Source organism: Calidithermus roseus (assembly GCF_003574095.1).
Taxonomy (GTDB): domain Bacteria; phylum Deinococcota; class Deinococci; order Deinococcales; family Thermaceae; genus Calidithermus; species Calidithermus roseus.
Genome location: NZ_QWLA01000097.1, coordinates 1 through 10,662 on the forward strand (window position 1 = coordinate 1; position 10,662 = coordinate 10,662).

14 protein-coding genes are annotated in these 10,662 nt (G+C 65.6%); 5 read left to right on the forward strand and 9 right to left on the reverse strand.

Annotated features, from left to right (window positions below; translation table 11 throughout):
• Positions 1 to 1,029: VanW family protein (locus Mrose_RS16700; RefSeq protein WP_245970004.1), on the reverse strand; the 1,029-nt coding region annotated here is incomplete at its 3' end.
• A 192-nt stretch (positions 1,030 to 1,221) separates the two neighbouring features.
• On the opposite strand from Mrose_RS16700, the gene Mrose_RS16705 reads away from it, so the two are divergent.
• Positions 1,222 to 1,917, forward strand: coding sequence for an FAD-dependent oxidoreductase (locus Mrose_RS16705; protein ID WP_119280197.1), 696 nt, complete (start codon positions 1,222 to 1,224; stop codon positions 1,915 to 1,917).
• Here Mrose_RS16705 and Mrose_RS16710 read toward each other — a convergent pair.
• From Mrose_RS16710 to Mrose_RS16745, 8 genes are all read right to left on the reverse strand, one after another.
• The gene (locus tag Mrose_RS16710; RefSeq protein WP_420808363.1) at positions 1,870 to 2,856 is read right to left on the reverse strand and encodes an A/G-specific adenine glycosylase; all 987 of its coding nucleotides are present in this window, start codon (positions 2,854 to 2,856) and stop codon (positions 1,870 to 1,872) included. The two genes, Mrose_RS16705 and Mrose_RS16710, sit on opposite strands and share 48 nt — an antisense overlap.
• Positions 2,853 to 3,248, reverse strand: a complete 396-nt coding sequence (locus Mrose_RS16715) for a CoA-binding protein (RefSeq protein WP_119280201.1) — start codon at positions 3,246 to 3,248, stop codon at positions 2,853 to 2,855. The genes Mrose_RS16710 and Mrose_RS16715 overlap by 4 nt, the downstream gene beginning before the upstream one ends.
• A complete protein-coding gene (locus tag Mrose_RS16720) occupies positions 3,245 to 3,811 on the reverse strand; it encodes an ankyrin repeat domain-containing protein (protein WP_119280203.1) in 567 nt (188 codons plus the stop codon). Before Mrose_RS16720 ends, Mrose_RS16715 begins: the two co-directional genes overlap by 4 nt.
• A gap of 62 nt (positions 3,812 to 3,873) precedes the next feature.
• Positions 3,874 to 4,404: a response regulator transcription factor gene (locus tag Mrose_RS16725; RefSeq protein WP_119280204.1), complete on the reverse strand. Its 531-nt coding sequence runs from the start codon at positions 4,402 to 4,404 to the stop codon at positions 3,874 to 3,876.
• Positions 4,405 to 4,474: 70 nt separating this feature from the next.
• Positions 4,475 to 5,182, reverse strand: coding sequence for a hypothetical protein (locus tag Mrose_RS16730; RefSeq protein WP_119280206.1), 708 nt, complete (start codon positions 5,180 to 5,182; stop codon positions 4,475 to 4,477).
• A gap of 45 nt (positions 5,183 to 5,227) precedes the next feature.
• The gene (locus Mrose_RS16735; RefSeq protein WP_119280208.1) at positions 5,228 to 6,064 is read right to left on the reverse strand and encodes a metallophosphoesterase family protein; all 837 of its coding nucleotides are present in this window, start codon (positions 6,062 to 6,064) and stop codon (positions 5,228 to 5,230) included.
• Between the two features lie 5 nt (positions 6,065 to 6,069).
• Positions 6,070 to 6,690: an MBL fold metallo-hydrolase gene (locus Mrose_RS16740; RefSeq protein WP_119280210.1), complete on the reverse strand. Its 621-nt coding sequence runs from the start codon at positions 6,688 to 6,690 to the stop codon at positions 6,070 to 6,072.
• 100 nt (positions 6,691 to 6,790) lie between these two features.
• The gene (locus Mrose_RS16745; protein ID WP_119280213.1) at positions 6,791 to 7,030 is read right to left on the reverse strand and encodes an FmdB family zinc ribbon protein; all 240 of its coding nucleotides are present in this window, start codon (positions 7,028 to 7,030) and stop codon (positions 6,791 to 6,793) included.
• A gap of 437 nt (positions 7,031 to 7,467) precedes the next feature.
• On the opposite strand from Mrose_RS16745, the gene rpsL reads away from it, so the two are divergent.
• The 4 genes from rpsL to Mrose_RS16765 all read left to right on the forward strand — a co-directional run.
• Entirely contained in the window at positions 7,468 to 7,875 is a 408-nt protein-coding gene (gene rpsL / locus Mrose_RS16750) for a 30S ribosomal protein S12 (protein WP_018467818.1), read from the forward strand.
• Between the two features lie 13 nt (positions 7,876 to 7,888).
• Positions 7,889 to 8,359 carry a 30S ribosomal protein S7 gene (gene rpsG / locus Mrose_RS16755; protein WP_018467819.1) on the forward strand — a complete coding sequence of 157 codons (471 nt, stop codon included), beginning with the start codon at positions 7,889 to 7,891 and terminating at the stop codon, positions 8,357 to 8,359.
• Between the two features lie 2 nt (positions 8,360 to 8,361).
• Entirely contained in the window at positions 8,362 to 10,455 is a 2,094-nt protein-coding gene (gene fusA / locus Mrose_RS16760) for an elongation factor G (protein WP_119280211.1), read from the forward strand.
• Positions 10,456 to 10,539: 84 nt separating this feature from the next.
• A partial coding sequence (locus tag Mrose_RS16765) for a GTP-binding protein (protein WP_245970005.1) occupies positions 10,540 to 10,662 on the forward strand: 123 nt, incomplete at its 3' end.

The following is a 10,662-nucleotide window of genomic DNA, read 5'->3' on the forward strand; positions in this document are numbered from 1 at the left end:
GCTGAATAGCGAGTCCTTGACGACCCGCCCATCGTCGAATTGGATGGTGCGGTAGACCGTCACCTGGGCTCCGGGGGCCGAGAAGTCGATCTGCTTGCGCTGGCCATAGCGCAGCGAGGCATCGACGATGAAGCGGGTGGGTGGGGCGGGGATGACGTTGCGCACCACGGGAGCGCTCCAGGTGGTGGTGCGGTCTTTGGTGCCGAAGAAGCGGTAGGTGACGCGGTAGCCCCGGACCTGGGTTTGGATGAGGATGTGGCCAGGGGTGTCGTTCTTGAACTTGAGGTCCTGGGTGGGGGAGTACACCGCCGCGTCGAGCCCGGTGGGGCTGTAGTAGCCCACCTGGTAGCTATGGGGGCGGCGCTCGAGGATGGGCAGCCCGGCGAAATAGGCCGCTCGGAACAGCGTGGTCGAGGTCTGGCACACGCCCCCGCCCACGCCGGTCTCGGTCTTGTCGCCCACGATCACGTACGCCTCACGGAAGCCGGTGCGGGCCGAGATTTCCCCCATGGTCTGGAGAAAGGAGAAGGTGGTGGCCGGGGGGATCAGCACGCCGTCGAGCTTTGCCGAGGCGTGGGCGATGTTGTGGATCCTCGCAGGAATCGAGCCGTAGAAGGTGGTGGTGGCTTCGGAGAGCAACTCCCGCACGCCCAGGGCATACCAGTAATCCACGCCGCGGCTCGAGCGCTGATAGGCTACGGGCAGGCGAAACTCCTTCTTGCCCTCCCTGAGCGCCTTGAGGTAGGCGTTCTTGGCGTTCTGCGGTCCGAAGGCATAGCCGGGCCGCTCGATGGCCATCCAGCCCCGGTCCTTGGTGAAGACCCATTTGGCCGGGGTAGGGGGACGGCTGAGCTTCTGGAGCAGGGCTTCGATCTCGCCCACCCCACCCACCTTGTACCGCTGCACGCCCGTGTAGGTCTTGAGCTGGCCCTTCTCGATGGTCCATTCCTGCGTTACCAATAGCGCATCCGGCCCGGCCAGGGCCACCGAGCTCAGAGAAAGCAATGCACCGAGCAATACTCCTCGCATTAGCTTCAGTCTAGCCGCGGAAGATGAGACGGGAGCCATACAAATGACCAAAAAGCCGTGAGGGTGGAGGGGTGGGCGACTGGGGTCGTACGTCCTACGTCATACGCCAAACGCAAGACGCCGATGGCCTGTGGCTCCTGGCGTTCGACGTTCGGCATCTTCCAGCTGTCGACCTTGTGTATGGTATTGCCCATGGATTATCAGGTGCTCATCGTCGGAGGGGGCTTCTCCGGCTCGGAAGCTGCTTACGCCCTGGCTTGCCGGGGGGTGCGGGTGGGCTTGCTGACCCAGAGCCTGGACACGGTTTACCTGCCCTTCACCCCCCTCCCCGAACCCGGTCCGGAGGGTAGCTTGATGGCCGAGGTTGGGGCGGTGGGCATGAAGGGCTGGGAGCTGCACGCGAAGGCCAAGTACCGCCTCGAGGGAGAGCCTCAGCTCCACCTCTTCCAGTCCTCGGCCACCCGGCTCGTCCTCGAGGGGCGGCGGGTGGTGGGGGTGGAAACCTGGGAAGGCCCCAGGCGCATGGCCTCTCGGGTGGTGCTGGCGCTGGGGAGTTTCCTCATGCCCCGGCTCACCATCGGCGACGTGGTGGAGGAGGCTGGGAGGCTCTCCGAAGCCGCCTATCCCGACCTCTACGAGAACCTGCTGGCCCTGGGCTTTTCGTTCGTCGATCAACACGCCGAGGTCGCGGCCCAGGACGGGACGCCGGGCTACAGCGTGCGCTACAAGAGCTTTGCCCCTGCGGAGTGGGAGGCAGAAAGCTTCAGGCTGGGGCGGCTCGAGGGGCTCTACGGCCTGGGCTTGTGCGTGCTGGGGCAGGGCACTTACGCCCGCATGGCCTCAGAGGGCCTGCGCCTGGCGGAGAATTTTGCGGTCGAGCTGGGATAGGGGCTTGCTCTGAGGGTCGTGGGCCGGGCCCTCCCAGCGGCTTTTATAGACCTGCACCGTCAGCCTGCGGTGGGTGAAGGCGTGCTGCACGGTGCCCGCGTGCTCGGGGGTCGGGATGGTCGTGCCGTGACTCGCCGCCAGGCGCCTGAGCAGGGGTTCCAGGGAGCGGCCCTCGGCCATCGGCACCCCCCACAGGCCTCCCAGGCTTCGCCCCTGGCGGGGCTCGAGCACGACCCCGTAGGGCCCCTGAAGCACCAGCGCCACCGCCTCGGTTGCCCGCTGCTGGCGGGCTCTGGGCGCGGGGTAGCGCTCCGGGCTGGCCTGGCCCGCACACCACCGGGCCAGGGGGCACGACCTGCAGGCGGGCTTCCTGGGCGCGCAAAGGGTGGCTCCCAGCTCCATCATGGCCTGGTTCCACTCGCCGGGGCTCTCAGCCGCCAGCCACTCCTCGGCCTTGGCCTGAAGCGCCGCGGGGGTGGGGTTCTCCCAGGCCATCAACCGGCTGATGACCCGGCGTACGTTGCCGTCCACTGCTGCTACCGGCTCGTCGAAGGCGATCGAGGCCACGGCGGCGGCGGTATAAGGGCCTAGGCCGGGCAGCTCGCGCAGCCGGGCATAGTTCGTGGGTAGGGGAGGCTCCGCCGATACAATCTGGGCCAGCTTGTGCAAATTGCGGGCACGCGCGTAGTATCCGGCTCCCTGCCACACCCGCAGCACCTCCTCCAGATCGGCTTCCCCCAGCGAGCGGAGATCGGGGAAGCGCTCCAGGAAGCGATGGTAGTAGGGAATGGCCTGATCCACGCGGGTCTGCTGCAGCAGCACCTCGGACAGCAAAATCCGGTAGGGGTCGCGCTCCTCGCGCCAGGGGAGAGCGCGGCGATGAGCGCGATACCACTCGAGCAGGCTGTGCTGGAAGGGGGTCAAGTCACTTCCTTTCACCTCAGGCTGCGGTGCACCGACATCAAGCAGCGGTCCTGCACCACCGCGATGGCGGCCTGCTCGAGCCTCTGAGCAAAGGCGTCGTTGCGGATGCCCGATTGCAGCCAGACCAGGCCGGGCCTGAGCTCGAGGATGGCTTCCAGGTGCTCCATCAGGGCGCTGCTGCGGCGGAAGATGTCGAGGATGTCCACCGGGACGCTGATCTCCTCGAGCCCCGCGACCACGGTCTCCCCGAACAGCTCCTGACCGGCGAAGCGAGGGTTGACCGGCAGGACGCGATAACCCACCCGGCGTAGGTATTCCGGCACGAAGTAGGCGGCCCTGGCCGGGTCGGGGTGGGCTCCCAGCACGGCGATGGTGCGGGCCTGGCGCAGGTATTGCTCGAGGTTCATCGCCGGGTGTGGGCCTCGAGCAGCGCCACCAGCTCCCCGTCGCCGCGCTCCACGGCTAGGTCGCGTGCGGTCTTGCCCTGGAAGTTCTTCCACTGTAGGTCGGGTTGGGTGAACTCCAGCAGCCAGCTTGCCAGCCGGTAGTGGCCGCGTTGCACGGCGTGGACCAGGGCCATGCTGCTGCCTTCGCTGGCCCCGGCTTTGAAGAGCAGCCGGGCCAGTTCGACGTTGCCGCTGTGGGCGGCGTGGGGCAGCAGGGGGATGCGGTGGGCTCCGTGGCTGTGGGCCAGGCGGGGATCGGCCTCGAGCATCGCCCGCACCGTCTCGAGCCGGCCCAGCATGGCCGCGGTGCAGATGTCGAGCGGGGCGCCCTGCTCGAGCAGGTATTCGGCGATGGCTGCGTTGCCCACGTGAGCCGCGCCCTGGATGGCCGTCTCGGTGTCGTCAGGTCGCCAGTGGTGGGCCTGGTTGAGCAACTCGGGGTGCTCGGCCAGCATTTGCCGGACCTTCTCCAGGTCGGTGTGCCCGGCGATCACGAACTCACGCACCAGCTCGGGACTCAGCATGGCTCCACTCTACGCCTTCCGGCTGAACTGCTCGGGAAGCTTGCTCCTGCCGTGAAGCTCTCTCATAAAAGGGCGGGTGGGTTGCCCCAGTAGTGCAAGATGGCCTGGGCGCGGTTTTCGGCTCCCATCTTCTGGCGCAGGCTGAGCACCCAGTGCGAGACCGTCTTGGGCCCGATGTGCAATTCCTGGGCGATCTCCTTGTCGCTCCACCCTCTGGTCAGCAGGCGCAGCACCTGGCGTTCGCGCGGGGTGAGGCGCTGGTCGCTGGGGATGGTGGGCAGGCTGAGGGTCTGGCCAGAGGCGGCTAGGCGCAGGGCCCTCTCGAGCTGGGCGGCTTCCATCGGCTCGGTGAGCACAGCGGCGGGAGCGTGCTCGATGAGGTCCTGGAGGTAGTAAGGCGACTCAGAGGCGGTGGCGATCACCACGGGCGGCTCGAGCAGGGGGAGCAGTTCGAGGGCCGAGCCTACGGGGTAGTCGAGCAGCAGGGTCACCGTCCGGGGCAGTTCCATGCGGGCGGTCAGCTCCTGGATGGCATGCCTCATCCAGCTCGAGCGGCAGTGCACCTGAACGACGCCTTTGGATGAACCGAGCATACTCCCTATCCTCTCCAAAATGCTCGGTCCCTATTGTACTTGGGCTCGAGGTCGTTCCCTGGTGCGCGCGTCACCGGCTGGTGTTCCAGGTCAGAAAGCTCATCCCCCCCAGCCAGAACAGGCCGTAGAGGGCTTGGTTGAGCAGGTTGAGCCCGGCGCTCTGATCCCCGGCGAACAGCGCGATCACCCTGGCGAAGCTGACGAGCAGCAAGGCCCAGACGATGTTGCGCAGGCTGCGCTTGATGCGGTCGCCGATCATCAGCCGCACCTCCAGGAAAAACAGCAGCGTCAGGAGGAAAGGCACGAAGTAGTAAGCGGGCTTAGGCCAGGGGAGGCTGCTGAAGCTGGCTGCGAGCCAGGTCAGCGCGCCAGCCCCTCCGATCGCCAGCAGGCTCGCCCGCAGGGCCATCCCCCGGGCGTGCAGTCCCAGCCGCTCGATGGTCCAGGGCAGGCTGGCCCCGGCCAGCGCGAAGGTGAGGGTGCCGGAGAGGAAGAGAGGCTCGCTGAATAAGTAAAGCTCGAACAGCCACTCGTAAGTCAGCACCAGGTCGCCCAGTGCCAGGAGGCTCAGGCCCAAGGCCAGGGCTTGCAGGACCGCGGACGGTCCCCTGGGCAGTTTCAGGGAGGTGCTGTAGAGGCCCTGAGCGGCCAGAAGGTTGGCGATGACCACCCCCAGCGGCAAGAGGGCGTGCAAAACGATCAGTCCTGCCAGCCAGACCCCCCAGGCTACGAGGAGAATTGGGAGAGAAACCGTGCGGGGCAAGACCTGCCCGATCACGGCTTCAGCCTAGCAAAGGCTGCCCCCGGCAGCGAGTTGGTATTTTTACCCAGAGCGCACAAAACGCTCGGGATCGGCCTTGCGGAAGGCTTCCCAGGAAGCTTTGTCCAGAGGCCGCTTCTGGGCCTGGGTCCACAGCCAGAACGGGACCAGCATCGAGCGGGCGTTCTGGGTTTCATAGTAGAAGATCTCGGCTGAAAGCCCGCCCTCCTCGAGCATCCCCGAGTCCCGGAAGGCTTTGAGCGTGGCCTCGAGGTCGTATTCCACCTGGCGAAAGTGGGGCACGAGGGTCTCGTCGCTGACCTCGAGCACCAGGTACTGGGCGCGGACATCCCCGTTGAAGGGGGCCCCTACCGCCCCGGTGTTCCACACCATGGTCCCGTTGTGCTGGCGCGTGTAGGGCCGGTGGGTGTGCGAGCCGACGAGGTAGCGGGCGGGATAAGCGCCGATGATCTGCTCGAGGGCCTCCTCGCTGAGCCGTTCGTCGTAGCCTTCGCGGTAGTGGCGGGGCGAGCCGTGGGTGATCCTGAGGGCCAGTGCCTCCAGGTGCACCTCGTGGGGAAGGGCGGCCAGCCAGTCGAGATGGGGCTTGTCCAGCCTCGCCGCCGACCAGCCCGTCGCCCCGAAGAAGGGGTCGTCGAAGAGGCTCTTGAGCGATTCGTGCTGGGAACGCCACTTCACCACCAGGTCGTCGTGGTTGCCCAGGGTGAAGCGGTAGGGCATTTCCCACAGCCGCTCGATGACCTCCTGGTTCTGTGGCCCCCGGTTGATGAGGTCGCCGTTGACCACCACGATGTCCGGCCTGATGTCCTCGAGGTCGGCCAGCACGGCCTCGAGTGCGGCCAGGTTGCCGTGGATGTCGGAGAATACGGCGATTCGCATAGGCTTTAGTCCTGCGCTTGCAAGTAGGGGTTGCTGCGGGCCTCGGCTCCGAGGGTGGTGCTGGGCCCGTGTCCGGGGAAGACCACGGTTTGCGGGGGCAGGCTCAGGAGCCGTTTGAGCGAGCCAAAGAGGGCTTGGGGGTCGGCCAGGGGCAGGTCGTAGCGCCCGATGCTCCCTCTGAACAGCACGTCGCCGCTGACCAGCTTGCCATCTGCGTAAAAGCCTACGTGGCCGGGGGCATGTCCGGGCAGGTGCAGTACCTTTAGGCCCAGGCCGAAGTCGAGTTGCTGGCCTTCCTCGAGCCACCCGGAAGGCTCGGGCGGCTGGGGAAGGTCTAACCCCCAGCGCAGCCCACTCTCGCGGGTGCGCCGGTACAGGGGCAAATCGGCGGGGTGCAGGTACACCGGCACCCCCAGGGCTTCGACCAGGGGTGCGACCGCCCCCACGTGATCGAAGTGGGCATGGGTCAGCAGGATGGCCTCGGGCTTCAGCCCCACCCGCTCCACTTCGGCCAGGATGCGCCCGGCTTCGTCGCCGGGGTCCACGATCACTCCCCACCCGCCCTCGCCTACGAGCAGGTAGGTGTTTTCCTGGAGCGGGCCAACGCTTAGGCTATAGACCTCCATTGGCTATAGCCTAACCTAAACGCAAAACGCTGAACGCCCACAACACGATCGATCCGTGTTTTGCGTTCAGCGTTCGACCTTCGACCCGCAGGCCTCAGCCTCAGTCGGCGGCCTGGGAGCTGGATTCGGACTTGCTCTCGCTCCTGCTCGTGGTCGAAGACGGGCTCTTGCTGTCCTTGACGTACCAACCCGAACCCTTGAAGATCACCGCCGGTGCGCTGATGAGCCGCTTGAGGGGTTCACCCGTTTCGGGATGATGAGTGTAAGCGGCCTCGCTAAAGCGCTGTTCGAACTCGTAGCGGTTTCCGGTTTCCAGACCCTGATAGACGTACACGGGCATGGACATTCCCTCCATCAAGCATATTGACAGAAGAACACTCAAACTGTCAATCCGGGGTTGGAATGGCTGCCCTCCAACGGATTCGTCCCGAGGCCCCACGGGGCAGTGAGGGCGGAGGCGGTGTCCCTCGAGGGTGTTTCGAGCCGCAGGACCACGCTTTCACCCCCTTGCATAAGTCATGAAAGCCCTGTATACTCGCGAAGTTGCGTTGCCTCGAGACTAGCCCCTAGCCTCGAGGTCACATCGGTTGCGCCGGGCGGAAGCTTGGCCACAGCGATTCTTGAGAATCCAGGGGCGAAACCAGGGCTGCCTTAGCTCTGAATCGCCTCTCGCCTGAGAACCCCGCACCGAGCGCAACCTGCGTCAAGACGCAGAAGCCCCAGCGCCAAGGTGCGGGGTTCAGCTTTAGGCCGCTCGCGGCCTGCACTTAGAAAGGAGTGGTTACACTGCCGACGATCAACCAACTGCTTCGCAAGGGCCGTGCTCCCGTGGTCAAGAAGAGCAAGGTGCCCGCTCTGAAGGGCAGCCCCTTCCGCCGGGGCGTTTGCACCGTGGTGCGCACCGTCACCCCTAAGAAGCCCAACTCGGCGCTGCGCAAGGTGGCCAAGGTGCGCCTGAGCAGCCTCTACGAGGTCACCGCCTATATCCCCGGCGAGGGCCACAACCTGCAGGAGCACAGCGTGGTGCTCATCCGTGGGGGCCGTGTGAAGGACCTGCCGGGTGTGCGTTACCACATCGTGCGCGGCACCTACGACACCCAGGGTGTCAAGGACCGCAAGAAGAGCCGCAGCAAGTACGGTGCCAAGAAACCCAAGGCGGATGCCAAGGGCGCTGCCAAGAAGTAAGGGGGAGTGAAGGATGTCCCGCAGAAGACAAGCTGAAGTACGGCGGCTCGAGCCCGACCTGGTCTATGGCGACGTAGTGGTCTCGGCCTTCATCAACCGCATCATGCGCGAAGGCAAGAAGAACCTGGCCGCCCGCATCTTCTACGATGCCTGCAAGATCATCCAGGAGAAGAGTGGCCAGGAGCCCCTCAAGGTCTTCCGCGCCGCCGTGGATAACGTGCGCCCCCGGGTCGAGGTGCGCAGCCGCCGCGTGGGTGGGGCCAACTACCAGGTTCCCGTAGAGGTTTCCCCGCGCCGCCAGCAGACCCTGGCCCTGCGCTGGATCGCCGCCGCTGCCGAAGGCCGCAGCGAGCGCACCGCCGCCGCCCGCTTCGCGGCTGAGCTGCTGGAAGCCGCTGAGAACAAGGGCGGGGCCATCAAGAAGAAGGAAGACGTCGAGCGCATGGCCGAGGCCAACCGCGCTTACGCCCATTACCGGTGGTAACTATGTCCGCTAAGGTTGAGAGCGCCCTCAAACTGACCCGCAACATCGGGATCGCCGCGCACATCGACGCCGGCAAGACCACCACCACCGAGCGCATCCTCTACTACACCGGCCGTATCCACAAGATCGGCGAGGTGCACGAGGGTGCGGCCACGATGGACTGGATGGAGCAGGAGAAGGAACGCGGCATCACCATTACTGCCGCGGTCACCACTGCCAACTGGAAGCACCAGAAGACCGGCATCGAGCACCGCATCAACATCATCGACACCCCCGGCCACGTAGACTTCACCATCGAAGTCGAGCGCTCCATGCGCGTGCTCGATGGGGCGATAGCGGTGTTCGACGCTTCGCAGGGCGTGGAGCCTCAGTCTGAGACGGTGTGGCGTCAGGCCGATAAGTACGGCGTTCCGCGCATCGCCTTCGCCAACAAGATGGACAAGACCGGGGCCGACTTGTGGCTGGTGATCGACACCATGAAGGAGCGCCTGGGGGCTCGCCCGGTGGTGATGCAGCTACCCATCGGGCGTGAGGACACCTTCAGCGGCATCATCGATGTGCTGCGCCAGAAGGCCTACACCTACGGCAACGACATCGGCACCGACATCCGCGAGATCGAGATTCCCGCCGAGTACGTCGAGCAGGCCAGGGAGTACTACGAGAAGCTGGTCGAGACCGCTGCCGACTTCGACGAGGGCGTGATGATGAAGTTCCTCGAGGGCGAAGCGGTGAGCGAGGCCGAGCTCATTGCTGCCATCCGCGCGGGCACCATCGCCCAGAAGATCTTCCCGGTTTTCATCGGCTCCGCGCTCAAGAACAAGGGCGTGCAGCTCCTGCTGGACGCGGTGGTGGATTACCTCCCTTCGCCGCTGGACATCCCTCCCATCAAGGGTCGGACCGAAAGCGGTGAGGAGGTCGAGCGCCCCGCCGATCCCAACGGGCCGCTGGCCGCGCTGGCCTTTAAGATCATGGCCGACCCCTACGTGGGCCGCCTGACCTTCATTCGCGTTTACTCCGGCACGCTCAAGTCGGGCTCCTACGTGATCAACACTACCAAAGGCCGCAAGGAGCGCGTGGCCCGCCTGCTGCAGATGCACGCCAACAACCGTCAGGAGGTCGAGGAGTTGCGTGCGGGCGAGCTGGGCGCGGTGGTGGGCCTGAAGGAGACCATCACCGGCGACAGCCTGGTGGGCGAGGGCGACGAGCCGGTGATCCTGGAGTCCATCGAGATCCCCGAGCCCGTGATCGACCTGGCCATTGAGCCCAAGACCAAGGCTGACCAGGACAAGCTGGCCGTGGCCCTCTCCCGCCTGAGCGAGGAAGATCCCACCTTCCGGGTCTCCACCGACCAGGAAACCGGCCAGACCATCATCTCCGGCATGGGCGAGTTGCACCTGGAGATCATCGTCGATCGCCTCAAGCGCGAGTTCAAGGTCGATGCCAACGTGGGCAAGCCCCAGGTGGCCTACCGCGAGACCATCACCCGGCCCGTCGACGTCGAGGGTAAGTTCGTGCGCCAGTCGGGTGGTCGCGGTCAGTACGGCCACGTCAAGATCAAGGCCGAGCCGCTGGGTCGGGGGTCGGGCTTCGAGTTCGTCAACGCCATCGTGGGCGGCGTGGTGCCCAAGGAGTACATCCCCGCCGTGCAGAAGGGCATCGAGGAGGCCATGCAGTCCGGCCCCCTCACCGGCTTCCCCATCGTCGACCTCAAGGTCACCCTCTATGACGGCTCCTACCACGAGGTCGACTCCAACGAAATGGCCTTCAAGATCGCAGGCTCCATGGCGATCAAGGAAGCCATCCAGCAGGGTAACCCGGTGGTGCTCGAGCCCATCATGCGCGTCGAAGTCACCACCCCCGAGCAGTTCCTGGGCGACATCATCGGCGACCTCAACAGCCGCCGCGGGCAGATCCAGGGCATGGACGACCGGGGCAACGCCCGCATCGTGCGGGCATACGTGCCCTTGGCCGAGATGTTCGGCTACGCCAACGATATGCGCTCCATGACCCAGGGCCGGGCCTCGTTCGTGATGTTCTTCGATCACTATGCCGAAGTCCCCAAGAACATCCAGGAGAAGCTGGTAAAAGGGCAGTAACAAGCGGGTGGGCGCTTCGCCCTGAAACCGAAGCGCCCACCTCTTCATCGCGCCACGGGCGCAACTTGAAGGAGAAGAATAACCATGGCGAAGGGTGTATTCGAGAGGACGAAACCACACGTAAACGTGGGGACGATCGGGCACGTGGACCACGGGAAGACGACGCTGACGGCGGCGATCACGTTTGTAGCGGCGGCGGCGAACCCC

Coding starts and splice junctions, on each gene's coding strand:
- Mrose_RS16705 (WP_119280197.1), top strand. CDS start 1,222: ATGGATTATCAGGTGCTCATCGTCGGAGGGGGCTTCTCCGGCTCGGAA.
- Mrose_RS16715 (WP_119280201.1), bottom strand. CDS start 3,248: ATGAACCTCGAGCAATACCTGCGCCAGGCCCGCACCATCGCCGTGCTG.
- Mrose_RS16720 (WP_119280203.1), bottom strand. CDS start 3,811: ATGCTGAGTCCCGAGCTGGTGCGTGAGTTCGTGATCGCCGGGCACACC.
- Mrose_RS16725 (WP_119280204.1), bottom strand. CDS start 4,404: ATGCTCGGTTCATCCAAAGGCGTCGTTCAGGTGCACTGCCGCTCGAGC.
- Mrose_RS16735 (WP_119280208.1), bottom strand. CDS start 6,064: ATGCGAATCGCCGTATTCTCCGACATCCACGGCAACCTGGCCGCACTC.
- Mrose_RS16740 (WP_119280210.1), bottom strand. CDS start 6,690: ATGGAGGTCTATAGCCTAAGCGTTGGCCCGCTCCAGGAAAACACCTAC.
- Mrose_RS16745 (WP_119280213.1), bottom strand. CDS start 7,030: ATGCCCGTGTACGTCTATCAGGGTCTGGAAACCGGAAACCGCTACGAG.
- rpsG (WP_018467819.1), top strand. CDS start 7,889: ATGTCCCGCAGAAGACAAGCTGAAGTACGGCGGCTCGAGCCCGACCTG.
- fusA (WP_119280211.1), top strand. CDS start 8,362: ATGTCCGCTAAGGTTGAGAGCGCCCTCAAACTGACCCGCAACATCGGG.